Below are 22984 nucleotides of genomic sequence, written 5' to 3'. Positions count from 1 at the left end.
GGGATGACGGCGGGGTTTCCGGGAAGGGTTTAGGAGCCCCTCGGACCAAACAGGGCCGAACCCACCCGAACACTGGTGGCCCCGAACCGCACGGCGGTCTCGAAATCGTCGCTCATCCCCATGGAGAGCTTCGAGATCCCGTTGCGGGCGGCGATCTTGGCCAGCAGGGCGAAGTGGGGGCCGGGCGGTTCATCGGCGGGGGGGATGCACATCAGGCCCTCGATCGTCAGGCCGTGGGTCTCGCGGCAGGCCTTGATGAAGGCGTCGGCCTCGGGCGGGATCACGCCGGCCTTCTGCTCTTCCTCCCCGGTGTTGACCTGGACATAGAGGCGCGGCGCCTTGCCCTGCTTGGCCATCTCGGCGGCGAGGGCGGCGGCCAGCTTCTCGCGGTCCACCGTCTCGATGACATCGAAGAAGGCCACGGCCTCCTTGACCTTGTTGGTCTGCAGCGGCCCGATCAGCCGCAGCTCGATCCCCTCGCGGTGACCTTCCCAGGCGGCCATGGCGTCCTGGACGCGATTCTCGCCGAACACCGCCTGCCCGGTCTCCAGGATCGTCGCCACCCGGTCCCAGGGCTGTTGCTTGGAGACCGCCACCAGGGTCACATCGGCGGCCTCGCGACCGGCGGCCTTCGCCGCGGCGGCGATACGCGCCAGGATGTCGGCGCGGGCGGCGGCGGGATCGAAGGAGCGGGTCATAGCTGGGTTCTGGACAGTGGCGCGGACGGGGGCCTGCTTACGGCGGCGCGCGGCCTTGCGAAAGCCCCTGCCCGCCCTGCTCTGTTTCACCGACCCCGTCCGCACCCCCGATCCGGCGGCGATCGCGGAGCGCCTGCCGCGGGGATCGGCCATCGTCTACCGGGCCTTCGGGGCGGACGACGCCCTGGCCGTGGCCCTGCGCCTGAGGGCCATCGCCCGGCGGCGCGGCCTGAAGCTGCTGATCGGCGCGGACGAGGCCCTGGCCGCCCGGGTCGGCGCCGACGGGGTCCACCTGCCCGAGCGTCTGGCTCATCGCGCCGCCAGGATCCGCGCACGCCATCCCGGCTGGCTGATCACGGCCGCCGCCCACAGCCCGCGCGCGGCCCGCGCCAAGGTCGACGCCGTCGTGGTCTCGGCCATCTTCCCCTCCAACAGCGCCTCGGCGGGCCAGCCGCTCGGGCCGCTGCGCCTGGCCCAGATCGTCAGGCTGTCCCGCGGCCCGGTCTACGCCCTCGGCGGCGTGAATTCGGCCACCGCCGCGCGGCTGTTGGCCACGGGCGTTGTGGGGATCGCAGGTGTCGAGGTGTTCACGGCCTAGCTTCCCCCACGCATGTGGGGGAAGGTGCGGAATCAAAAAAGCCGCCCGAAGGCGGCTCTCTTGGTCGGTCTGAAGAGACCCTTAAAACTTGAAGGCGGTCTCGAGGCGGACGCGCGGGGCGCCGTCCTGGGGTTGGGTCTTCCGGTACATGGGGGTTTCCTTTTCCCCCAGGGCCACGGCGCCGCCCACCCGGAGCGACGGCGTCACGCGGAAGTAGGCGCCCGCCTGGACGTCGTTCCATTGCGCGTCGCGGCCGTCCGGCTGCTGCAGATTGAGCGTGACCCCCCAGCGCCCCTTGCGCGCGTCGAACTTCAGCGCCTTGGCCGCCTGAGGCGGGGCCAGCGTCGGAGTCTCATTGCGCACGGTGAAGTCGGTGGTCTTCTTGGTCGTCTGGGCATGAGCCATCGATCCGGCGCTCGCGATGAGCGCCGCGCCGACAAGCGCCATGACCGTCCGATTGAACATAACCACCTATATGGCCCCTAAGCCCCGGCCCCGCCATGAGAGGCGTGACCGTTGATGCGATTAAAGTCGCGCAAAGGGCGAGGTCAACACGTCAACACGCCGCAGGGCCGGTCTGTGGACAGATCGTTGGGCGCCTGTGGCGGCAGGGCCACGCGATTCCTGTTTGGCGCCGCTTCGGGCGTTGTTATAGAGGCATCCGGCGCGGGGGCGGCGACGCGGCGAGAAACCGACGCGGAACAGCGACTGGGAGCGGATATATGCCGTTTGTGCGTGGAGTGTGGATGCGTGGCGTGGCGGCGGGGGCCTTGGCTCTCAGCCTTTCGGCGCTCGCGGCCTGCTCGAGTGGTGGCCCTAAGACCTTCCAGACCCAGGAAGAGGGCGGCGGCATCTTCCATCTTGGCGGACGCGGCAAGTCGGCTCCGAGCGGCGAACAGCCGACCATCGGGGTCAATGGCTATCTGTGGCGAGCGACCCTCGACACCCTGGCCTTCATGCCGCTCGCCTCGGCCGACCCCTACGGCGGCGTGGTGATCACCGACTGGTACATCAATCCGGAAAAGCCCGACGAGCGCTTCAAGTGCACGGTCTATATCCTGGACGCCCGCCTGCGGGCCGATGGCCTGAACGTGGCGGTCTTCAAGCAGGTCCGCGACGGCGCGGGCGGCTGGGTGGACGCCCCGTCGGCCGGCCAGACCGAGACCGACATCGAAAACGCCATCCTGACCAAGGCGCGTCAGCTTAAGCTCTCGAACATTCGGGGCTAACGCCCCGGCGCGTTCGGGGATCTGACAATACCGGGCGCGCCGAACTCGTAAGGTCGGCGCGCTTTCGGCGTGTCCGGCCGCTTCCCTTCCTCAGTGAAAGCGCGCTAAGCCCCCGCCATGGCCCGGTACAATCCCAAAGAAGTCGAACCCAAGTGGCGCAAGGCCTGGGCCGACGCCGACGTGTTCCGCGCGGAGATCGATCCCGCGCGTCCGAAATACTACGCGCTGGAGATGTTCCCCTATCCCTCGGGGAGCCTGCACATGGGCCATGTGCGCAACTATACCCTCGGCGACGCCAACGCCCGCTTCAAGCGGGCCCGGGGCTTCAACGTCCTGCACCCCATGGGCTGGGACGGCTTTGGCCTGCCCGCCGAGAACGCGGCCATGGAGCGCGGGGTCGACCCGCGCGCCTGGACCTACGCCAATATCGACAAGATGCGGGCCGAGCTGAAGCAGCTGGGCCTCTCCATCGACTGGTCCCGCGAATTCGCCACCTGCGACCCGGCCTATTATGGCCAGCAGCAGGCCTGGTTCATCGACCTGATGGCGCGCGGCATGGTCTATCGCCGCGAGGGGGTGGTGAACTGGGACCCGGTGGACCAGACCGTGCTGGCCAACGAGCAGGTGGTGGACGGCCGCGGCTGGCGCTCCGGCGCCGTGGTGGAGAAGCGCAAGCTGAACCAGTGGTTCATGCGCATCACCGACTATGCCGACGCCCTGCTGGAGGGCCTGAAGACCCTGGACCGCTGGCCCGAGAAGGTCCGGCTGATGCAGGAGAACTGGATCGGGCGCTCCAAGGGCCTGAAGTTCGCCTTCAAGTTCGCGGGCGCCGCGCCGGAGGGCTTCGACGCCGGGCTGGAGGTCTACACCACCCGTCCCGACACCCTGTATGGGGCGAGCTTCGTGGGCGTGGCCCCTGACCACCCCCTGGCCCAGCAGATCGCGGCCAAGGATCCCAAGGCGGCCGCCTTCATCGAGGCCTGCCGCAAGGGCGGCGCCTCGGAGGCCGAGATCGAGACCGCCGAGAAGATCGGGTTCGACACCGGCCTGACCGTGGCCCACCCCTTCGATCCCGCCTGGCGGCTGCCGGTCTGGATCGCCAACTTCATCCTGATGGACTACGGCACGGGCGCGATCTTCGCCTGCCCGGCCCACGACCAGCGCGACCTGGACTTCGCCCGCAAGTACGGCCTGCCGGTGAAGCCGGTGGTCCTGCCGCCGGGCGAGGATCCCGCCACCTATGAGGTCGGAACCGAGGCCTATACGGGCCCCGGGACCCTCTTCCGCTCCGATTTCCTGGACGGGATGGAGATCGAGCCGGCCAAGGCCGCCGCCATCGCCCGCATCGAATCCCAGGGCCAGGGGGAGGGCGCCACCGTCTTCCGCCTGCGCGACTGGGGCGTGGCCCGCCAGCGCGGCTGGGGCTGCCCGGTGCCGGTGGTCCATTGCGACAAGTGCGGCGTGGTCGCCGTGCCCAAGGACCAGCTGCCGGTGGCCCTGCCCGAGGACCTGGACTTCTCCAAGCCCGGCAACGCGCTGGCGCGTCACCCCACCTGGAAGGTGACCACCTGCCCCGACTGCGGCGGCCCGGCGACGCGGGAGACCGACACCCTGGACACCTTCGTCGACAGCGCCTGGTACTTCGCCCGCTTCACCAATCCGAACGCCGCCGACCCCATCGACAAGGCCGCCGCCGACTACTGGATGCCGGTGGACCAGTATGTGGGGGGCATCGAGCACGCCGTCCTGCACCTGCTCTATGCCCGCTTCGTCAACCGCGCCCTGTCGGACGCCGGCATGCTGGAGGCCAAGGAGCCCTTCGCGGGCCTGTTCACGCAAGGCATGGTCACCCACGAGACCTACCGCCTGCAGAACGGCGACTGGGTCGAGCCCAAGGAGCTGGAGATCACGGCGGAGGGCAATACGCGCCGCGCCGTCCGCGTCTCCGACGGCCAGCCGGTGATCATCGGCGACATCGAGAAGATGTCGAAGTCCAAGCGCAACACCGTGGCGCCGGGCGACATCTTCGAGGTCTACGGCGTCGACGCCGCGCGGCTGTTCGTGCTGTCCGACAGCCCGCCCGAGCGGGACTCCATCTGGTCCACCTCCGGGGTCGAGGGCGCCTGGCGCTTCGTCAACCGGGTCTGGGCCGAGTTCGACGCCCAGCCGGAGAAAATCGAACCGGCCGATATCGCGTCGGACCCCAAGGCCGTGGCCCTGCGGGTCGCCACCCACCGCACCGTCAAGGCGGTCACCGAGGCCGTGGAGGGCTTCCGCTTCAACTCCGGCATCGCCCGCCTGTACGAGTTCCTCAACGCCCTGAAGGCCGCCCCGGCGGAGGGCGCGAGCCCCGCCCTGCTGGCGGCCCGCGCCGAGGCCCTGTCGGCCTTCGCCCGCCTGGTCTCCCCCTTCACGCCGCACCTGGCGGAAGAGGCCTGGGCCCGCATCGGCGGCGAGGGGATGGTGGTCTCCGCGCCCTGGCCCGACTTCGATCCGGCGCTGACCGAGGACGCCGTCCGCGTCCTGCCGGTGCAGGTCAACGGCAAGCGCCGGGGCGAGATTTCCGCGCCGGCCGGGGCCGAACCGGCCGATGTGGAGAAGATGGTGCTTGACGATCCCGAGATCGCACGGCGCCTTGAGGGCCTCACGATCCGCAAGGTGATCGTGGTGAAGGATCGCATCGTCAACATCGTGGCAAGCTGAGGCACATGGCTCGCATCGCAAGAATCGGCGCCCTGGCGCTCGCCGCCCTCGCCCTGGCGGGTTGCGGCTTCACGCCGCTCTATGGCCGCCCCGGCGTGGGGGCGACCCTGTCCTCGGTGCAGGTCTCGGCCCCCACCGGCCGGGCCGGCCAGCTGATGCGCGAGCACCTGGACGACGCGCTCGCCCGCGACTCGGACCTCAAGCCCAAGTACCGCATGGACCTGCAGATCTCCGAGCAGCGCTATCCCCGCGGCATCCGGGTCGACAATGTCGCCACCCGCTACGAATACGTGCTGACCGCGGCCTACACCCTGGTGGCCCTGCCCTCGGGCGCGGCGGCCAAGGTCGGCCGGGTGCGGGTCGAGGTGACCTATGATTCGGCCGACCAGCCCTACGCCTCGGTGGCCGCCCAGCAGGACGCCCAGGACCGCGCCGCCGGCGAGGCCGCCCGCAAGATTGAGCTCGAGCTCGCCACCTGGCTGGCCGGCGCCAAGTCGTAAGGCCCCGCGATGATCCTCGCCAAGCGGCCGGACATCGAACGCTTCCTCGGCGCGCCCGATAAGACTATTCGCGCCGCCCTGATCTATGGCCGCGACATGGGCGTGGTTCGCGACCGCGCCAACCAGCTGGCGCTCAAGGTCTGCGACCGCCCCGACGACCCCTTCGACGTGGCCCTGCTCACCGACGGCGACCTGGACGGCGACGGGGCGCGGCTGGAGGGCGAGCTGGCGGCTCAGTCCCTGATGGGGGGCCGGCGCCTGGTGCGGCTGAAGTTCGCCACCGAGAAGGCCAGCCTCGACAAGATGACCGCCGAGGCCCTGACCCGGCACGCGGCCGGCGAGCTCAATCCGGACGCCTTCCTGCTGATCGAGGCCGGGAACCTCGACCGCAACTCCGCCCTGCGCAAGGCCGCCGAGAAGGCGCCCGGGGCGGCGACCATCCCCTGCTACGAGGACGAGCCCGGCGACATCGCCCGCCTGGTGCGCGACCTGCTCACCAAGGACGGGGTGGGCCTGACCGCCGAGGCCCTGCAGCTGTTCGTGGCCCGCATGCCCAAGGAGCGCGGCGTCGCCCGCCAGGAGATCGAGCGCCTGGCCCTGTTCCTCGGTCCCGGCAGCGGCATGACCGCCACGCCTAAGGACCTGGAGGACTTCCTCGGCGTCGAGCCGGAGGCCTCGCTCTCAGACGCCGCCGCCGACGCCTTCGGCGGACGCCTGGCCGAGGCCCAGGCCGGCCTGCGCCGCGCCGCCGCCGAGGGGGAGGGGGGCCCCGCCGCCGTCCGGGCGCTGGGCATGTATCTCGGCCGCATGCGCCGCACGCTCACCCTGGCCAAGTCCGGCGCCGGCCTGCAGGAGGCGGCCAAGGCCTCGGGCGTGTTCTGGAAGAGCGAGCGGGAGTTCCTGCGGCAGGCCCGCACCTGGACCCTGCCCGAGCTCGACCGCATCCAGCCCGAGGTGCTCGCCGCCGACAAGGCGTGCAAGACGGCGGGCTCCCCGGACGCCCTGATCGCCGAACGGCTCGCCCTGCAGATCGCCGGCCGGGCCAAGCGCCTGGGTCTCTGAAAAGGGGCCGAAAACAGCCCTTTGCGCCGCCTGTCGTGTGCGTCGAATACCCTATATTTTAGAATAGCTTACGTCGATTTCGCCGAATCCGTCCACAGGATGGCGTTTCGCCGCCGTCCAGGGATACGGACGGACGACCTTCTGTGCGCCACAGGGCCGATTTTAGATCCTCCCCCAGCGCGTTAGCGCGATGTGGGGGAGGTGGCCCGGACCGTAGGTCCGGGTCGGAGGGGGATCGACGTCGTCGACACCTTCAGCCTGGAAGCCAGAGTCAAGGTCCCCCTCAGTCAGCTTCGCTGACAGCTCCCCCAGAGGGGGAGCATCTTGAGAGCGGCGACCCTACGCCCGCGTCAACCGCCGGCAGACCTCGTCCAGCTGTTCGAGGCTGGCGTACTTCACCCGCAGCTCGCCGACCCCGCCCTTGTCGATCACCTCGACGGTCAGGCCGAGCGCCTCGGACAGGTCGACCTCCAGGGCCTGGGTGTCGGTGTCCTTCGCCGGCGCCGGACGCGCCGCCTTGGCCGGGGTCTCGCCGGCCGAGGCCTTGCGGGCCAGGGATTCGGTGTCGCGCACCGACAGGCCCCTGGCGATGACGATCTCGGCCAGGGCCTGGGGGTCGGGGGTTCCCAGCAGGGCGCGGGCATGGCCGGCGGTGAGCTGGCCCCCCATCAGGTAGTGCCGGACCATCTCGGGTAGGGCCAGCAGGCGGATCAGATTGGCGACGTGGGACCGGCTCTTGCCCACCGCGTCGGCCACCTCGGCGGCGCTGCGGCCGTGGACCTCCACCAGCTGCTGGTAGGCGTTGGCCTCTTCGATGGGGGAGAGCGCCGTCCGCTGGACGTTCTCGATGACCCCGATCTCCAGCATCTGGATGTCGTTCAGCTCGCGCACCAGGGCCGGCAGGACATGCAGTCCCGCCTTCTGGCTGGCCCGCCAGCGGCGTTCCCCGGCCACGATCTCGAAGTGGCCGTCCATCTCCGGCGCCGGCCGCACCAGGATCGGCTGCAGCACGCCCTTCTCGCGGATGGAGGCGGCCAGCTCCTCGATCTCTTCCTCGGGGAAGACCCAGCGGGGCTGCTTCTCGTTGCGATGGATCAGCTCGATGGGGATGTCGCGCAGGCCGCCGGCGGCCCCGGCGGTGACCGGCGTCTCCTCGACCTCCCCCAGCAGGGCCGACAGCCCCCGGCCCAGTCCGCGTTTTTCGACCATCATTGTTTCCTCACGCGGCCTTGGCGCGGCGATCGCGCTCGCGCAGCACGACTTCGCGGGCGAGCTTCAGATAGGCCTGGCTCCCCGCGCATTTCAGATCATAGACCAGCACCGGCTTGCCGAAGCTGGGCGCCTCGGACACCCGCACGTTGCGCGGGATCACGGTGGCGTAGACCGTGCCGCCGAAGTGGGCGCGGACATCCTTGGCCACCTGCTCCGACAGGCTGTTGCGCCGGTCATACATGGTCAGCACCACCCCCTGGATCTCCAGGTTCGGATTGAGGCTGCCCCGCACCAGCTCCACCGTCCGCATCAGCTGGGACAGGCCCTCCAGGGCGAAGAACTCGCACTGCAGGGGCACCAGCACCGCGTCGGCGGCCGCCATGGCGTTGACCGTCAGCAGGTTCAGGGACGGCGGGCAGTCGATCAGGACATAGGTATAGGCGCCCGACTGGCGGATCGGGTCGATGGCGTCGCGCAGCTTGAAGGAGCGACGGGCCTGCTGACCCAGCTCCAGCTCGACCCCGGAGAGGTCGGCATGGGCCGGGACGATGTCGAGGCCGGGCAGGTCGGTGGAGACGATGGCCGCGGTGATGGGGGCGTCCCCCATCAGCACGTCATAGAGGGTGGTCTTGCGCTTGGAATGGGGGATGCCGAGGCCCGTGGAGGCGTTGCCCTGGGGATCGGAATCGATCAGCAGCACCCGCTCGCCGACGGCGGCGAGCGCCGTGCCCAGGTTGATGGCCGTCGTGGTCTTGCCCACGCCGCCCTTCTGGTTGGCGACCACCAGGATTCGCAGCGCCCGGAAGGGTTTCGGATCAGCGGCCACGGCTCAACGTCCTTACGCGTACGATGCGCCCGCGCGCATCACTGAAGCTGGGCAGGACATCCGCCTCGAACTTCCAAGATTTGGTAGCTTCTTCCAGCTCGACCGCAACATCTTGCCCCTTGAGGAACAAGGCGGTGGCGCCGCGCTTCAGGTAGGGCTGGGCGTACCCAAGCAACCGGGTCATCGGGGCGCAAGCCCGGGCGGTGACGATATCCACAGTCAGGGACAAGTCCTCCGCACGAGAATTGTGAACGGTGGCCGGCAGGTGGAGACCCTCCACAACCTCGGTCAGGAAGCGGCAGCGTTTGGCCATACTTTCCACCAGGTGCATGTGGAAGCCGGGGCGGTGTTTGTTGAGGATCGCCAGCACGATGCCCGGCAAACCTGCCCCCGCCCCGAGGTCGGCCCAGGTCAGCGCCTCCGGCGCCAGGGGCAGGATCTGGGCGGAGTCCCAGGCGTGCCGCGACCAGAAGATCTCCAGGGTCGAGGGCCCCACCAGGTTCATCCGCTGGTTCCAGTCCTCCAGGTATGACTGGTATGACTTGAGGTCGTTGATGACGCTCTCGTCGGCGCCGGTGGCCAGGGCGAAGTCGGCGGCGGTCTCGACCTCGATCGGCAGGGTGTCGGTCTTGTCCATCAGGCGGCCCGCCGGCGGACATGGGCCAGGAGGGCGGTGAGCGCGCCGGGCGTCACGCCTTCGATTCGCGCCGCCTGGCCGAGCGTCAGGGGGCGGATGGCGGTGAGCTTGTCCCGCACCTCGTTGGAAAGCCCACCCACCACCGAATAGTCCAGCTCGGCGGGCAGGCGCAGGTTCTCGTCGCGGCGGAAGGCCGCCACATCGGCCTCCTGGCGGTCCAGATATCCGGCATAGGCGGCGTCGATCTCGATCTGCTCGCGCACCTGCGGATCCCACGCCGAGATCTCCGGCCAGATGAGCGCCAGGTCCTCGAAGCCGATGGTGGGATAGGCCAGCAGCTGGGTCAGGTCGCGGCGCTGGCCGTCGGCCTTGACCGGCAGGCCGGCCTTGGCGGCCTTGTCGGGGGTCAGCGTCAGCTCGGCGGCGCGGCCGCGGGCGGCGGCGAGGGCGGCGGCCTTGGCGGTCCAGGCTGTTTCACGTGAAACACCGACGCAGCCCAGGGCCACGCCCTTGGCGGTCAGGCGCTGGTCGGCGTTGTCGGAGCGCAGGGTCAGGCGGAACTCCGCCCGGCTGGTGAACATCCGATAGGGCTCGGTGACGCCCCGGGTCACCAGGTCGTCGATCATCACCCCGATATAGGCCTCGTCGCGGCCGAACACGGCCGCGTCGGCGCCCGAGGCGGCCCGCGCCGCGTTCAGCCCGGCCACCAGGCCTTGCGCCGCGGCCTCCTCATAGCCCGTGGTGCCGTTGATCTGGCCGGCCAGGTAGAGGCCCGGCAGGCGCTTGACCTCCAGGGTGGCCGACAGCTCGCGGGGATCGACATAGTCGTACTCGATCGCATAGCCGTGCCGGCGGACCTGGACGTTCTCCAGGCCGACGATGGTGCGCAGGAACAGGTCCTGGGTCTCCGCCGAGACCGAGGTGGAGATGCCGTTGGGATAGACCGTGTCGTCGTCCAGGCCCTCGGGCTCCAGGAAGATCTGGTGGGCGGTCTTGTCGGCGAAGCGGACCACCTTGTCCTCGATGGAGGGGCAGTAGCGCGGCCCGCGCCCATTGATCCGCCCGCCATAGACCGCCGACTCGGTCAGCCGCTCGGCGATGATCTGGTGGGTCTGGGCGTTGGTGTAGGTGATGCCGCAGGCGATCTGCGGCGTGGTGATCTTGTCGGTCAGGAAGGAGAAGGGGGAGGGGACCTCGTCGGCCGCCTGCATCTCCAGCTTCTCCCAGGCGATGGTGGAGGCCACCAGCCGCGCGGGGGTGCCGGTCTTCAGCCGCCCCATGTCCAGGCCGAGCGCATAGAGCCGGTCGGAGAGGCCGATGGCCGGCGCCTCGCCGACGCGGCCGGCGGGGATGCGCTGCTCGCCCTGGTGGATCACGCCCTTCAGGAAGGTGCCGGTGGTGAGCACCACCCGTCCCGCGGAATAGATTTCACCGCTTGCCCCCACGACCCCGGTCACCTGGCCGTCCACCACCAGCAGGTCCTCGACCGCCTCGGCCTGGATTGTCAGGTTCGCGGTGGCCGCCAGCTCGGCCTGCATGGCCTGGCGATAGAGCTTGCGGTCGATCTGGGCGCGGGGCCCGCGCACCGCGGCGCCCTTGGAGCGGTTCAGCAGCCGGAACTGGATGCCGGCCTTGTCCGCCAGCCGTCCCATCACCCCGTCCAGGGCGTCGATCTCGCGGACCAGATGGCCCTTGCCCAGGCCGCCGATGGCCGGATTGCAGGACATCTCGCCGATGGTCTCGAGCTTGTGGGTCAGCAGCAGGGTGCGCGCGCCGAACCGCGCCGCCGCCGCCGCCGCCTCGCAGCCCGCATGGCCGCCGCCGATGATGATCACGTCCCAGGAGGTCACGCCGAAACTCCGCATCCGCGCCATATGGGCGGGGGCTTCCTATAGCGGAAGGGGCGGGGGGTTTCACGTGAAAGAGTCTGGGCGGCTTGCTGCCGCTCCCTCCCCTTCATGGGGAGGGGAAGATCGCGAAGCGATCTGGGTGGGGGAGTATCGGCAGGTATCCCCACCCGTCTGGCGCTTCGCGCCGTCCACCCTCCCCATAAAGGGGAGGGAAAGAGTCACTGTTCCACGTGAAACACCTTATTTTCCAATGCAGAAGGTGGCGAAGACCCGGTCCAGCACGTCCTCGGGATCGATCCGCCCCGTGATGCGGTCCAGGGCCCGGCCGGCCAGCCGCACGTCCTCCGCCGCCAGTTCCGGCGATCCCTGGACCAGGAGCGCGTGCTCCAGCCGCGCCAGGGCCTCGGTCAGCAGGTCCTTGTGACGCAGGCGGGTGGCGGTGGGGGGCTCGGCCCCGGAGAGGCGGCCGACCACGTGATCGGTCAGGGCCGCCAGGATCACCCCCACATGGCCGGTGTCCCGGGCGCTGATCCGGTGCAGTTCAAGCTCGAGCGCCCGGGATTCCAGCAGGGCCCGGCCCGTATCGTCCCCCGGGGGCAGGTCGGCCTTGTTGATCACGCAGAGGTCGCCGGCCCGCAGCTCGGCCGGGGGTGGGTCCACGGCCGACGAGGCGCCGTCCACCACCCAGAGCCTCAGATCGGCGCTGTCGGCCCAGGCCCGCGCCCGCCGCACGCCCTCGGCCTCGATCTCGTCGGCGGTCTCCCGCAGGCCGGCGGTGTCGGCCAGCAGCACCCTGTACCCCGCCAGCCGCATCGGGACCTCGATGACGTCCCGGGTGGTGCCCGGGGTGGCGGTGACGATGGCGGCCTCGCGGCCCGCCAGGGCGTTCAGCAGGGTGGACTTGCCGGCGTTGGGCGAGCCCACCAGGGCGATCTTGAACCCCTCCCGCACCCGTTCGCCCCGGTCCACGTCGGCCAGGGCGGCGTGCAGCTGGCCCACCAGGCGGTCGAGATAGGGACGCGCCCGGTCGGCCACCTCGGCGGGGACCTCCTCGTCGGGAAAGTCGACCGCGGCCTCGAAATTGGCCAGGGCCTCGATCAGGTCGGCCCGCCAGCGCTGGTGGGCGCGGCCGAGCGCCCCCTCCACCTGGTCCAGGGCCTGGCGGCGCTGGGCCTCGGTCTCGGCCTCGATCAGGTCGGCCACCCCCTCGGCCTGGGCGAGGTCGAGCTTGCCGTTCTCGAAGGCGCGCCTTGTGAACTCCCCGGGCTCGGCGAGCCGCAGGCCCAGGGCGGCCAGGGCCTCCAGCAGGGCGGCCACCACCGCCGGGCCGCCGTGCACGTGAAACTCGGCGCTGTCCTCGCCGGTATAGCTGGCCGGGGCCTCGAACCGCAGCACCAGGGCCTGGTCGATCGCGGCGCCGTGGGCGTCCCTCAGGGTGCGAAGGGCCGCGACGCGGGCCCGCACCTGGCGGCCGGCCAGGGTCTTGACCAGACTCCGCGTCGCCGGACCCGAGACGCGGACGACCGCCACCGCCGCGCGGCCGGGCGCGGTGGCGGCTGCGTAGATGGTGTCGGTCATTTCGGGCGGGTGGCGCCGCCCATGCCGATGTCGACGGCGGTGGACATCAGCTTGCGGAACTGTTCCTGGGCCCCGACCCCGAAGGCGGTCCAGTTCTTCATCAGCTCGTCGGGGGAGAGCATGTTGATGTTGCTCTCCATCCGCTTCTGCATCTCCTCCACCAGCTTGTCGTTCAGGGCGGTGACGTCGGGCAGGCCCATGAAGGTGCGGGCCTCGATGGGGGTGCAGTCGATCTCGATGGTCATCTTCATGGCGGGGCCCTTCCTTCAAGCAATAGTTATGGCCGCTACCGGCCACTGCGCGCTAGTAGCCAACGCATAGCAAGGCACAGGGAGGCTCCATGTCCGGCGAGACCATCACGCTCACCACCGAAGACGGCCAATTCACGGCCTATGTGGCGCGGCCCGCGGCGGCCAAGGCTCCAGCCATCGTGGTCATCCAGGAGATCTTCGGGGTCAACGCCGTCATGCGCGAGATCGCCGACGGCCTGGCCGCCCAGGGCTACCTGGCCATCTGCCCCGACCTGTTCTGGCGGATCGAGCCGGGGATCGACATCACCGACAAGTCCGAGGCCGAGTGGAAGAAGGCCTTCGAACTGTTCAACGCCTTCGATCCGGACCTCGGCGTGAAGGACATCCAGGCGGTCATCGACCACATCCGCGCCGATCCCGGCTGCTCGGGGAAGGTGGGGGCGGTGGGCTACTGCCTCGGCGGCCTGCTGGCCTTCCTCACCGCCACCCGCACCGACGCCGACGCCAGCGTCGGCTATTACGGGGTCGGCATCGAGAGCCGGGTCGGAGAGGTCGAGAAGCTGGAGCGGCCCCTGATGCTGCACATCGCCGAGGAGGACCAGTTCGTCCCCAAGGAGGCCCAGGCCGTCATCCTCCAGGCCCTGAAGAACCACGCCCAGGTGACCATCCACACCTATCCCGGCTGCGACCACGCCTTCGCCCGCCACGGCGGCGAGCACTATGACGCCGACGCGGCCCGCCACGCCAACGGCCGCAGCCTCGCCTTCTTCCAGCAGCACCTGGCCTAGGATTTCCGACATGCGCGCCATCCAGATCGAGGCCACGGGCGGTCCTGAGGTTCTCAAGCTCGTCGAAATTCCGGCCCCGGTGGCGGGGCCCGGCCAGATCCTGGTGCGCAACCAGGCCATCGGGCTGAACTTCATCGACACCTATCACCGCTCGGGCCTCTATCCCCTGAAGCTGCCCTCGGGCCTGGGCATGGAGGGCGCGGGGATCGTCGAGGCGGTGGGGGAGGGGGTGACCCGCCTTTCCGTCGGCGATCTGGCCGCCTACGCCTCGGGGCCGATCGGCGCCTATGCCGAGGTCCACGCGGTGAACGCCGAGCGCGCCGTGAAGCCCCCGGCCGGGATCGACGCCCAGGTGGCGGCCGGCGCCCTGCTCAAGGGGATGACGGCGGAGTTCCTGCTGCGCCGCTGCCACGAAGTGAAGGCCGGCGAGACCATACTCGTTCACGCCGCGGCGGGAGGTGTGGGCTCCATACTGGTCCAGTGGGCCAAGGCCCTGGGCGCCACGGTGATCGCCACCGCCGGCTCGGCGGACAAGGCCGAGCGCGCCCGGGCCCTGGGCGCCGACCACGTCATCCTCTACCGCGACGCCGACGTCGCCGCCGAGGTGCGCAGGATCACCGGCGGCAAGGGCGTGCCGGTGGCCTATGACTCGGTGGGCGCCGCCACCTTCGAGGGCACCTTGGGGAGCCTGGCCAAGCGCGGCCTGTTCGTCAGCTTCGGCAACGCCTCGGGCCCGCCGCCGGCGATCGCGCCGGCCCGCCTGATGCAGGCCGGCTCGGTCTTCCTCACCCGCCCCACCATGGGCGACTATCTGCTCACCACCGCCGAGCTGGACGCCAGCGCCGGCGCCCTGTTCGAGGTGATCAAGTCCGGCCAGGTGAAGATCGAGATCGGCCAGACCTTCCCCCTCGCCGAGGCCCGCCGCGCCCACGAGGCCATGGAGGGCCGCGACACGGTGGGCGCGAGTCTGCTGATTCCGTGAGGGGCGGGGAGAGGCTGGGGCGCCTCAGTCCCCCGGCTTCCACCCCCAGGCCTGGGTGATCCGCGGCAGGCTCATGAACACGGTCGGGTCGTCGCGGGCCCGGACCAGGTCGGCGATGTCGTCGATCAGGGTTTCACGTGAAACACCCATCATTTCAACGGCTTCAGCGATTCCAGCCAGGGTGAGGGCGGCCATGGCCTTCACCGGGCCGGTGAGGCCGGCCGGCTGGACCAGGCGGGCGTCCACATTGCGGAATCCGCCGCGTCCCAGCAGGCCGGGCAGCTTGGGCCCGATCTCCGGATCGGCCCCGCGGCGGTGGGCCGAGCCCACATACCATTGCACATAGTGGCGGAAGCTGAGCCGGCTGGGCTCGCACAGATGGGCCGAGAACTCCACGTCCTCCACCACCAGCAGGCCGCCGGGCTTCAGCGCCCGCGCGAAGACCGCGACGGCGGCGGCCGGCTCGGTGAGATGGGAGAGCAGGAAGCGGGCATAGATGACGTCGAAAGGCCCCAGCTCCTCGGCCCGCTCGAAGCCCCCCACGTGGAACGCGGCGTTGGCGGGGGCGTCCTGCCCGGCCATGGAGATCTTCACCGCGTCCAGGTCCAGGCCGATCACCGGCCCCGTGGTGCGGCCGGCCAGGTGGCGGGTGACGTCGCCGCCGCCGCAGCCGGCGTCGAGGATGCGGGCGTCCGGCGCGATGTCCATCATGTCCAGCAGGGAGCCGGTGGCCTCCGCCATGGCCTGGGACAGGACCGACAGCCGCGCGGCCCCGGCCACCCCGCCGGCGATGATGTAGCTCTCGGTCACGGGACGGCGTCGGCGCGCTGACAGGCCTGCGGCGCCATCAGCGAGACGACCTCATGGACCGCGCCCAGCGCCGCGAGCGTGCGACGCGACCGCTCCGACCCATAGACCCTGATCATCCTCCACCCCCGTCTGAACGGGCGTAGATTAGGCGGAGGCCGCGGCCACCGCCACCATCTGGATCAGGTGTTCATCGACTGGAAGAATTCGTCGTTGTTCTTGTTCTGGCGCAGCTTGTCCAACAGGAACTCGATGGCGTCCTGGGCCCCCATGGGGTTGAGGATGCGGCGCAGGACATAGGTCTTCTGCAGCTGGTCCTTCGGGGTGATCAGCTCTTCCTTCCGCGTGCCGGACTTCAGCACGTCGATGGCCGGGAAGATGCGCTTGTCGGCGACCTTGCGGTCCAGGATGATTTCCGAGTTACCCGTGCCCTTGAACTCTTCGAAGATCACCTCGTCCATCCGGCTGCCGGTGTCGATCAGGGCCGTGGAGATGATGGTGAGCGAGCCGCCCTCCTCGATGTTGCGCGCCGCGCCGAAGAAGCGCTTGGGGCGCTGCAGGGCGTTGGCGTCCACACCACCGGTCAGCACCTTGCCCGAGGACGGGACCACGGTGTTGTAGGCGCGGCCCAGGCGGGTGACGGAGTCCAGCAGGATGATGACGTCGCGCTTGTGCTCCACCAGGCGCTTGGCCTTCTCGATCACCATCTCGGCGACCTGGACGTGGCGGGTGGCGGGTTCGTCGAAGGTGGACGAGATCACCTCGCCGCGCACGGTGCGCTGCATGTCGGTGACTTCCTCGGGCCGCTCGTCGATCAGCAGCACGATCAGGTAGCACTCGGGGTGGTTCACCGCGATGGACTTGGCGATGTTCTGCAGCATCACCGTCTTACCCACCCGCGGCGGGGCGACGATCAGGCAGCGCTGACCCTTGCCGAGCGGGGCGACGATGTCGATCAGCCGGCCCGAGCGGTCCTTCAGGGTCGGGTCCTCGATCTCCATCTTCAGCCGCTCGTCGGGATAGAGCGGGGTCAGGTTGTCGAACAGGACCTTGTGGCGGACGTTCTCGGGGTTCTCGAAATTGGTCAGATCGACCTTGATCAGCGCGAAATAGCGCTCGCCCTCGCGGGGGGCGCGGATGGCGCCGTCGACGGTGTCGCCGGTGCGCAGGCCGAACTTCCGGATCTGCGAGGGGCTGACATAGATGTCGTCGGGGCCGGGCAGGTAGTTGGCTTCCGGCGAGCGCAGGAAGCCGAAGCCGTCGGACACCACTTCCAGGGTGCCGGAGCCGGAGATCTCGATGCCTTCCTCTGCCAGGGTCTTGAGGATCGCGAACATCATGTCCTGCTTGCGCATGGAGTTGGCGTTCTCGATCTCCAGCTTCTCGGCGAAGGCCAGCAGGTCGACCGGCGACTTGTCCTTCAGCTCCTGGAGGGACATCCGGGTGATGCCCAGCGCGGCGATGGCCGCGGAGAGTTCGTTGTCGTCGTCGTCGTCGCTGGTCTCCTGGGCGGCCGCGACCTGGGCGTCCATCGCCTGGTCGAGGGCGGAGTCTTCGGCGTCGAGGGTGTCGGAGATGTTTTCTTCAGACATGGGGTATCGCCTTGATACGGCTCGGCGCGCCCAGGACTTGAGACAGTCCTCGGGCGTCGAGCAAACTTGAAACGTCTATGGCGGGCCTTGGGACTCGCCGGGGGTGTTCAGGGGCCGGGACGCAGCAGCTCTAAGTCTTGGGAAAGCGCGCGTCGCCGGAGAGAGGCGGGGCATGACTTCGCAGATTGGGCGACGCCATGTGGGCCCAGCGGAACCACATCACGCGGTTCGGGTCAAGGATGACGGAGAATGGAGGCTAGCTCCCGAACTCCGTCGTCACCGCGATGACCATGATGATGGCCGCGATGAAGGGCAGTTCGTTGGTCATCTTCCAGAAGCGGGGGGTGCGGGTGTTGGTCCCGGCGACGAACTTCTTGCGGGCCGCCCCCAACACATGGTGCCAAGCGGTCATGAAGACAATCCCCGCCAGCTTGGTGATCATCCAGGGGGTCTGCAGGAAGTCCCAGCCGCCGCGGATCTGGGTGGCGTCCACATAGATCAGCGCCAGGCCGAAGACCCAGGTCGCCACCATGGCCGGGCCCATGATGATCCGGTAGAGCTTGAGCTCCATGGTCTGGAAGGTCTTGTCCATCTCCCCGCCCACCGGCGCGGCGGCGTGGTAGGCGAACAGGCGGGGCAGGTACATCATGCCGGCCATCCAGGCGATCACCGAGAGGATGTGCAGGCCGCGCAGCAGGTCGTAGTTCACGCCGAAACTCCCTTGGCGAGCCTTTCAGGCTCGCTCTCTTGATTTTAGGCCGTGACGGGCGCCTGAACCGGTAGCCACTTCAGGCTGTCACGCCCTGCGTCCGGCCGCATTTGCCATAGCCGGACGGGCAAAGCCATTCCCCCTCCGGCGCCGCGCCGCCGGCCCGGCCCAGGGACCGGGTCACCGTCGCGGCCAAGCTGTCGATGAACACCTGCTCCACCCCGAGCGCCGGGGCGCGCAGATAGGGGGCGACCCCCTGCTGCATGGCCAGCTCGGCATATTCGTGGTCCAGCTCCACCAAGGTCTCGATGTGCTCGGAGACGAAGGCGATGGGGGTGATCAGCAGCCCGACCCCCTGTTCCCCGGCCACGTGGATCTCGTCCACTGTCGACGGACCGATCCATTTCAGCGGCCCGACCCGGCTCTGATAACAGACCCGCCAGTCGGTGAGCTCCGGCACCCGGGCGGCCACCGCCGCGGCCGTGGCCTCCACCTGGGCCTGGTAGGGGTCGCCGCCCGCGATCACCTTCTCCGGCAGGCCGTGGGCGGAGAACAGCAGCCGGATGTCCCCGGGCCTGCCGGCCTCCTCCCAGGTGTCGCGGATGCGCTGGGCATGGGCCTCGATCAGGCCCTCGGCGGTGGGATAGCAGCAGACCGTGCGGGTCCGACCGGGGCCCTTATAGGCCTTGGCCCAGTCCTGCAGGGACGAGCCCGTCGTGGTCGTCGAGTACTGCGGATAGAGGGGCAGCAGCACGATCTCGTCGGGATTGAAGGCCGCCACAGCCTTGGCCGTCTCGTCGGCGAAGGGCTTCCAGTAGCGCATGGCGACGAAGGTCTTGGCGGTGATCTCGGGCGCCGCGGCCGCCAGGGCCGTATCCAGGGCGCCGGCCTGGGCCTGGGTCTCCGGCAACAGGGGCGAGCCGCCCCCCATGATCGCGTAGTTGGCCTGGGCCGACGTCTCGCGCCGCGAGGAGATCAGGGCCGCCAGGGGATAGCGCACGATGGCCGGGGCCCCGATGATCGCCGGGTCCTTGAACAGGTTGTAGAGGAACGGCCGCACCGCCTCGGGTCCGTCCGGTCCGCCGAGGTTGAACAACACCACCGCAACGCGGGTCACTTTCCGGTCACCCGGCGGATCGTGCGCTCGATATGCTCAATGGGGGTGTCGGGCAGGACCCCGTGACCCAGGTTGAAGATATAGGGGCCGGAGTTCCACTGCTCGATCAGGGCGTCGACCCGGGCGTCGAGGGCCGGGCCACCGGCCCGCAGCAGCAGGTTGTCCAGGGCGCCCTGGATGGTCTTGCCGCTGTCCTGGATCTTCTGGCCCAGCACCGCGGTGGCCTGGGTGTCCAGGGCCACGCAGTTGACCGGGACCCGGGCGGCGTAGTTCTCCACCAGGGCGCCAGCCCCGCGCGGGAAGCCGATGAAGGGGGTGTCGATCCCGGCGGCCCGCACCTTCTCGATGATGGCGGTGTGCGGCTTGATGACGATGCGTTCGAAGACGTCCTCGGCCAGACCCTCCGCCCAGCTCTCGAACAGTTTCAGCACCTGGGCGCCGGACTTGGCCTGCATCACCAGGTAGCGGGCGGTGGACTCCACCAGCACCTCCAGCAGGCGGTCGAGCTTCTCCGGGTTCTGGTAGGCATAGGTCCGCGCGCCGGAGCGGTCGGAGCCGCGGCCCTCGATCATGTAGGTGGCCACGGTCCAGGGGGCGCCGGCGAAACCGATCAGGGCGCGGTCGGGCTCCAGCTCGGCCCGCACGCGAGTCAGGGTCTCGCCGATGGCCGACAGCCGCCCGGTGGAGGCCTCGATCTGGTCGGCCAGGGCTTCGATCTCCGGCAAGGGGCCGAGGCGGGGGCCTTCGCCGGCCTCGAACCAGACCTCCTGGCCGAGCGCCTGGGGGATCAGCAGGATGTCGGCGAAGACGATGGCCGCATCCAGGGGGAAGCGGCGCATGGGCTGCATCGTCGCCTCCGCGGCCATTTCCGGATCGTGGCAGAAGGCGATGAAGTCCTTGGCGCGGGTCCGCAGCTCCCGGTACTCGGGCAGGGAGCGGCCCGCCTGACGCATGAACCAGACCGGCGGGCGGTCCAGGGTTTCTCCGGCCAGGGCCCGGAGCAGACGCGGTGTTGAGCTGTTCGGCATGGGGAGCCTTAAATCGCCTTCCCCTCTCCGGCTCAAGCCCGTCCGTTCGGCCCCGCCTGCCTTCTACCTATCTAAGATTTAGAATCTGGATTGAAGAGGTAGCGGTAGGCCTGTCGATCACGGGGGAAACCTCCGATGTCGCACCCCCTCCTCGACTCCCTTTCCCCAGGTCAGAGCCCCTTCCTCCCGCCGTGAAAAGCGGGGCTGTGGATTGTGTTAACGAAGTCTTAACCGCTTGAGCGGGCTTAACGATTCATTAACCCCTTCGGGACCGGAGGCCTGAACGAACGCCGGTCATCCGCAGCCCGACCCTGGGCGGGATTCACATCCCCCACGCCGCAGGGATGACCGGGGTGCGAGACGGACTCAAACCGGGCCTTTCATCCCCGTTCTCCACCGGCCCCGCGGGAACAGCGCGATTTGGCCGCAGCTATCCCCAAGCGCGCGCGGCTTCGCTAAGAAGGTGTCGACACAGCTGTCCCCAGATATTTCTTCCGCCCCGCCCCTCGAACCCCAAGGGTCCATGACCACCGCCTCGCGCTTCGCCACCTACTTCCATGTGCATCTGGTCTCCGACTCCACCGGCGAGACCCTGAACGCCATGGCCCGCGCGGTCTGCGCCCGGTTCGAGAACGTCCTGCCCATCGAGCACATCTACGCCCTGGTGCGCTCGCCCCGGCAGCTGGAGCGGGCGCTGACCGACATCGAGGCCGCCCCCGGCGTGGTGATCCACACCATCGTCGACGACGAGCTCCGCGCCGCTCTGGAGGAGGGGTGCCGCAAGCTGGACATGGCCTGCATCCCTGCCCTCGATCCCCTGGTCTCGGCCCTGTCGCGCTATCTGGGCGCGGCCCTGACCCGGCGCGTGGGGGTGCAGCACGCCCTGGACAACGACTATTTCAACCGCATGGACGCCCTGAACTACGCCATCGGCCACGATGACGGCCAGGGCGGCCAGGACCTGGACCAGGCCGACGTGGTGCTGGTGGGGGTCTCGCGCACCTCCAAGACCCCGACCTGCATCTATCTGGCCCACCGGGGGGTCCGGGCGGCCAATGTGCCCCTGGTGCCGGGGCGGCCGCCGCCCGAGAAGCTGATGACCCTGAAGAACGCCCTGATCGTCGGCCTGACCATCTCGCCCGACCGGCTGATCCAGATCCGCCGCAACCGCCTGCTCAGCCTGAAGGAAGACCGGGAGAGCAGCTATATCGACATCGAGGCGGTCCGCGAAGAGACGGTCCTGGCCCGCCGTCTGTATGAGAAGATGGAGTGGCCGGTGATCGACGTCACCCGCCGCAGCGTCGAGGAGACCGCCGCCTCGGTGCTCAACCTGCTGCACGGGGGCCACGGCCAGATCGAGGTGCTGGGATGAGCGCCCCGATCATCCTGGCCTCCAAGAGCGCCGCCCGCACCGCCGTCCTTAAGGGCGCCGGCGTGACCTTCGAGACCGCCGTCTCCGGGGTGGACGAGGACGCGGTGAAGACCGCCCTGCTCGGCCAGGGGGGAACCCCCCGCGAGGTGGCCGACGCCCTGGCCGAACTGAAGGCGGTGAAGATCTCGCGCTCCCGCCCCGGCTTCGTGATCGGCGCCGACCAGACCCTGGAGTTCGAGGGCGGGCTCTATGACAAGGCCGAGACGGTGGAGGACGCCCGCGCCCGCCTGAAGCTGCTGCGGGGCAAGCCGCACCAGCTGCACTCGGCGGTGGTGGTGGCCAGGGACGGCGCGCCGATCTGGCGCGAGGTGGCCACCTGCACCCTGACCATGCGCGACTTCTCCGACGACTTCCTGGAGGCCTATCTGCTGGCCGAAGGGGAGGAGGCCCTGGGCTCGGTGGGCTGCTACCGGCTGGAGAGCCACGGCTCGCAACTGTTCTCGAAGATCGAGGGCGACTATTTCGCCATCCTCGGCCTGCCTCTGCTGGGCCTGCTGGACCTGCTGCGCAAACACGGGGCCCTGGCGGCATGACCAAGATCACCGGCGCCACCAAGGTGGCGGGCGTGGTGGGCCATCCGGTGGCCCATACGCTCAGCCCGACCCTCCACAACGCCTGGCTGGCGGCGGCGGGGATCGACGGGGTCTATGTGCCCTTCAACGTCTTTCCCGAGAATTTCGCGAGCTTCATCAACGGCCTGCGCGGCGGCTCCCTGTCGGGCCTGAACGTCACCGTGCCCTTCAAGACCGTGGCCCTCACCCTGGCCGACGAGGTCAGCGAGCGGGCGCGCCTGGCGCAGGCGGCCAACGTCCTGGTCTTCGGACCCGAGGGGACGGTCTTCGCCGACAATACCGACGGCCTGGGCCTGCTGGCCGCCTTCGCCATCCAGGCGCCCGGCTTCGACCCGGCCGCGGCGCCGGTGGCGATCCTGGGGGCCGGGGGCGCGGCCCGCGGCGCGGCCGCCGCCTTCCTCAGCGCCGGGGCCACCGATATCCGCATCCTCAACCGCACGGTCGCCCGGGCGCGAGAGATCGCCGCCGACCTCGGCCCCACGGTGCGCGCCTATGGCCTGGACCAGGCCGAGCAGGCCTTCGAAGGCGTCGGCGCCCTGATCAACGCCACCTCGGCGGGCCTGAGCGGCTCGGGCAGCCTGGACGTGCCGATCGCCGCGACGCCCGCCGCCTGCGTGGTGATGGACATGGTCTACAAGCCCCTGCTCACCCCGTTCCTGGCCGAGGCCCGGGCTCTGGGCCGGCCCACGGTGGACGGGCTGGAGATGCTGATCGGCCAGGCCATCCCCGCCTTCCGCGCCTTCTTCGGCCAGGCGCCGCCGGACGGGATCGACGTCCGGGCCCTGGCCATCCAAGCCCTGGGACTCTGACGCC

At 69.7% G+C, this 22984-nt stretch carries 23 protein-coding genes; 10 read left to right on the top strand and 13 right to left on the bottom strand.

Annotation, left to right across the window (positions count from 1 at the left end):
* Positions 1-29 precede the first annotated feature (29 nt).
* On the bottom strand, positions 30-698 hold the full coding sequence (locus AC1RN5_RS16505; protein ID WP_493042233.1) for a YggS family pyridoxal phosphate-dependent enzyme: 669 nt from the start codon (positions 696-698) through the stop codon (positions 30-32).
* 55 nt (positions 699-753) lie between these two features.
* Between AC1RN5_RS16505 and AC1RN5_RS16500 the strand changes: the two genes are divergently transcribed.
* On the top strand, positions 754-1296 hold the full coding sequence (locus AC1RN5_RS16500; RefSeq protein ID WP_493042232.1) for a thiamine phosphate synthase: 543 nt from the start codon (positions 754-756) through the stop codon (positions 1294-1296).
* An 81-nt stretch (positions 1297-1377) separates the two neighbouring features.
* On the opposite strand, the gene AC1RN5_RS16495 is transcribed toward AC1RN5_RS16500, so the two are convergent.
* On the bottom strand, positions 1378-1743 hold the full coding sequence (locus AC1RN5_RS16495) for an NtrZ family periplasmic regulatory protein (RefSeq protein WP_493042231.1): 366 nt from the start codon (positions 1741-1743) through the stop codon (positions 1378-1380).
* Positions 1744-2018: 275 nt separating this feature from the next.
* Between AC1RN5_RS16495 and AC1RN5_RS16490 the strand changes: the two genes are divergently transcribed.
* The 4 genes from AC1RN5_RS16490 to holA all read left to right on the top strand — a co-directional run bounded on the left by AC1RN5_RS16490 (position 2019) and on the right by holA (position 6790).
* Positions 2019-2525, top strand: coding sequence for a DUF3576 domain-containing protein (locus AC1RN5_RS16490; protein ID WP_421933742.1), 507 nt, complete (start codon positions 2019-2021; stop codon positions 2523-2525).
* A 117-nt stretch (positions 2526-2642) separates the two neighbouring features.
* A complete protein-coding gene (gene leuS, locus AC1RN5_RS16485) occupies positions 2643-5228 on the top strand; it encodes a leucine--tRNA ligase (protein WP_493042230.1) in 2586 nt (861 codons plus the stop codon).
* Between the two features lie 5 nt (positions 5229-5233).
* Positions 5234-5728 (top strand): LPS assembly lipoprotein LptE, encoded by a 495-nt coding sequence (gene lptE / locus AC1RN5_RS16480; RefSeq protein ID WP_493042229.1) that lies wholly within the window; start codon positions 5234-5236, stop codon positions 5726-5728.
* 9 nt (positions 5729-5737) lie between these two features.
* Positions 5738-6790 (top strand): DNA polymerase III subunit delta, encoded by a 1053-nt coding sequence (holA, locus tag AC1RN5_RS16475; RefSeq protein WP_493042228.1) that lies wholly within the window; start codon positions 5738-5740, stop codon positions 6788-6790.
* Between the two features lie 339 nt (positions 6791-7129).
* Here holA and AC1RN5_RS16470 read toward each other — a convergent pair whose 3' ends face one another.
* The 6 genes from AC1RN5_RS16470 to AC1RN5_RS16445 form a co-directional block, all read right to left on the bottom strand.
* A complete protein-coding gene (locus AC1RN5_RS16470) occupies positions 7130-8002 on the bottom strand; it encodes a ParB/RepB/Spo0J family partition protein (protein WP_493042227.1) in 873 nt (290 codons plus the stop codon).
* Positions 8003-8009: 7 nt separating this feature from the next.
* A complete protein-coding gene (locus AC1RN5_RS16465; RefSeq protein WP_493043002.1) occupies positions 8010-8798 on the bottom strand; it encodes a ParA family protein in 789 nt (262 codons plus the stop codon).
* Between the two features lie 19 nt (positions 8799-8817).
* Entirely contained in the window at positions 8818-9465 is a 648-nt protein-coding gene (gene rsmG / locus AC1RN5_RS16460; RefSeq protein ID WP_493042226.1) for a 16S rRNA (guanine(527)-N(7))-methyltransferase RsmG, read from the bottom strand.
* Positions 9465-11330 carry a tRNA uridine-5-carboxymethylaminomethyl(34) synthesis enzyme MnmG gene (mnmG, locus tag AC1RN5_RS16455; protein WP_493043000.1) on the bottom strand — a complete coding sequence of 622 codons (1866 nt, stop codon included), beginning with the start codon at positions 11328-11330 and terminating at the stop codon, positions 9465-9467. The genes rsmG and mnmG overlap by 1 nt, the downstream gene beginning before the upstream one ends.
* 225 nt (positions 11331-11555) lie before the next feature.
* Positions 11556-12893 carry a tRNA uridine-5-carboxymethylaminomethyl(34) synthesis GTPase MnmE gene (gene mnmE, locus AC1RN5_RS16450; protein WP_493042225.1) on the bottom strand — a complete coding sequence of 446 codons (1338 nt, stop codon included), beginning with the start codon at positions 12891-12893 and terminating at the stop codon, positions 11556-11558.
* Entirely contained in the window at positions 12890-13144 is a 255-nt protein-coding gene (locus AC1RN5_RS16445; RefSeq protein WP_493042224.1) for a DUF6489 family protein, read from the bottom strand. Before AC1RN5_RS16445 ends, mnmE begins: the two co-directional genes overlap by 4 nt.
* An 89-nt stretch (positions 13145-13233) precedes the next feature.
* Here AC1RN5_RS16445 and AC1RN5_RS16440 point away from each other — a divergent pair, with 89 nt between their 5' ends.
* A complete protein-coding gene (locus AC1RN5_RS16440) occupies positions 13234-13932 on the top strand; it encodes a dienelactone hydrolase family protein (RefSeq protein ID WP_493042223.1) in 699 nt (232 codons plus the stop codon).
* Between the two features lie 10 nt (positions 13933-13942).
* The gene (locus tag AC1RN5_RS16435; protein ID WP_493042222.1) at positions 13943-14914 is read left to right on the top strand and encodes a quinone oxidoreductase family protein; all 972 of its coding nucleotides are present in this window, start codon (positions 13943-13945) and stop codon (positions 14912-14914) included.
* Between the two features lie 24 nt (positions 14915-14938).
* On the opposite strand, the gene AC1RN5_RS16430 is transcribed toward AC1RN5_RS16435, so the two are convergent.
* From AC1RN5_RS16430 to hemE, 5 genes are all read right to left on the bottom strand, one after another.
* Complete coding sequence (locus tag AC1RN5_RS16430; RefSeq protein ID WP_493042221.1) at positions 14939-15724, bottom strand: class I SAM-dependent methyltransferase; 786 nt, start codon at positions 15722-15724, stop codon at positions 14939-14941.
* 179 nt (positions 15725-15903) lie between these two features.
* Positions 15904-17313: a transcription termination factor Rho gene (gene rho / locus AC1RN5_RS16425; protein WP_493042220.1), complete on the bottom strand. Its 1410-nt coding sequence runs from the start codon at positions 17311-17313 to the stop codon at positions 15904-15906.
* 256 nt (positions 17314-17569) lie between these two features.
* A complete protein-coding gene (locus tag AC1RN5_RS16420; RefSeq protein ID WP_493042219.1) occupies positions 17570-18022 on the bottom strand; it encodes a CopD family protein in 453 nt (150 codons plus the stop codon).
* A gap of 79 nt (positions 18023-18101) precedes the next feature.
* Complete coding sequence (hemH, locus tag AC1RN5_RS16415) at positions 18102-19139, bottom strand: ferrochelatase (protein WP_493042218.1); 1038 nt, start codon at positions 19137-19139, stop codon at positions 18102-18104.
* Positions 19136-20167: a uroporphyrinogen decarboxylase gene (hemE, locus tag AC1RN5_RS16410; protein ID WP_493042217.1), complete on the bottom strand. Its 1032-nt coding sequence runs from the start codon at positions 20165-20167 to the stop codon at positions 19136-19138. The genes hemH and hemE overlap by 4 nt, the downstream gene beginning before the upstream one ends.
* A gap of 523 nt (positions 20168-20690) precedes the next feature.
* Between hemE and AC1RN5_RS16405 the strand changes: the two genes are divergently transcribed.
* Genes AC1RN5_RS16405 through aroE form a run of 3 tightly spaced genes read left to right on the top strand, consistent with a single transcriptional unit; the run spans position 20691 to position 22980 of the window.
* The gene (locus AC1RN5_RS16405) at positions 20691-21539 is read left to right on the top strand and encodes a pyruvate, water dikinase regulatory protein (RefSeq protein WP_493042216.1); all 849 of its coding nucleotides are present in this window, start codon (positions 20691-20693) and stop codon (positions 21537-21539) included.
* Entirely contained in the window at positions 21536-22132 is a 597-nt protein-coding gene (locus tag AC1RN5_RS16400) for a Maf family protein (RefSeq protein ID WP_493042215.1), read from the top strand. The genes AC1RN5_RS16405 and AC1RN5_RS16400 overlap by 4 nt, the downstream gene beginning before the upstream one ends.
* A complete protein-coding gene (gene aroE / locus AC1RN5_RS16395) occupies positions 22129-22980 on the top strand; it encodes a shikimate dehydrogenase (RefSeq protein ID WP_493042214.1) in 852 nt (283 codons plus the stop codon). Before AC1RN5_RS16400 ends, aroE begins: the two co-directional genes overlap by 4 nt.
* Positions 22981-22984: the final 4 nt, after the last annotated feature.

The organism is Phenylobacterium sp. GW821-FHT12F10 (assembly GCF_058806695.1).
This window is presented reverse-complemented; position numbering and strand designations above follow the sequence as displayed.

Bases quoted from the DNA above. Each gene is read 5' to 3' on its own strand.
- AC1RN5_RS16435 (WP_493042222.1), top strand. From the start codon at position 13,943: ATGCGCGCCATCCAGATCGAGGCCACGGGCGGTCCTGAGGTTCTCAAG.
- AC1RN5_RS16440 (WP_493042223.1), top strand. From the start codon at position 13,234: ATGTCCGGCGAGACCATCACGCTCACCACCGAAGACGGCCAATTCACG.
- aroE (WP_493042214.1), top strand. From the start codon at position 22,129: ATGACCAAGATCACCGGCGCCACCAAGGTGGCGGGCGTGGTGGGCCAT.
- leuS (WP_493042230.1), top strand. From the start codon at position 2,643: ATGGCCCGGTACAATCCCAAAGAAGTCGAACCCAAGTGGCGCAAGGCC.
- AC1RN5_RS16405 (WP_493042216.1), top strand. From the start codon at position 20,691: ATGACCACCGCCTCGCGCTTCGCCACCTACTTCCATGTGCATCTGGTC.
- mnmE (WP_493042225.1), bottom strand. From the start codon at position 12,893: ATGACCGACACCATCTACGCAGCCGCCACCGCGCCCGGCCGCGCGGCG.
- mnmG (WP_493043000.1), bottom strand. From the start codon at position 11,330: ATGCGGAGTTTCGGCGTGACCTCCTGGGACGTGATCATCATCGGCGGC.
- AC1RN5_RS16490 (WP_421933742.1), top strand. From the start codon at position 2,019: ATGCCGTTTGTGCGTGGAGTGTGGATGCGTGGCGTGGCGGCGGGGGCC.
- hemE (WP_493042217.1), bottom strand. From the start codon at position 20,167: ATGCCGAACAGCTCAACACCGCGTCTGCTCCGGGCCCTGGCCGGAGAA.
- AC1RN5_RS16400 (WP_493042215.1), top strand. From the start codon at position 21,536: ATGAGCGCCCCGATCATCCTGGCCTCCAAGAGCGCCGCCCGCACCGCC.
- AC1RN5_RS16505 (WP_493042233.1), bottom strand. From the start codon at position 698: ATGACCCGCTCCTTCGATCCCGCCGCCGCCCGCGCCGACATCCTGGCG.
- rsmG (WP_493042226.1), bottom strand. From the start codon at position 9,465: ATGGACAAGACCGACACCCTGCCGATCGAGGTCGAGACCGCCGCCGAC.
- AC1RN5_RS16495 (WP_493042231.1), bottom strand. From the start codon at position 1,743: ATGGCGCTTGTCGGCGCGGCGCTCATCGCGAGCGCCGGATCGATGGCT.
- AC1RN5_RS16470 (WP_493042227.1), bottom strand. From the start codon at position 8,002: ATGATGGTCGAAAAACGCGGACTGGGCCGGGGGCTGTCGGCCCTGCTG.
- lptE (WP_493042229.1), top strand. From the start codon at position 5,234: ATGGCTCGCATCGCAAGAATCGGCGCCCTGGCGCTCGCCGCCCTCGCC.
- rho (WP_493042220.1), bottom strand. From the start codon at position 17,313: ATGTCTGAAGAAAACATCTCCGACACCCTCGACGCCGAAGACTCCGCC.
- AC1RN5_RS16445 (WP_493042224.1), bottom strand. From the start codon at position 13,144: ATGAAGATGACCATCGAGATCGACTGCACCCCCATCGAGGCCCGCACC.
- holA (WP_493042228.1), top strand. From the start codon at position 5,738: ATGATCCTCGCCAAGCGGCCGGACATCGAACGCTTCCTCGGCGCGCCC.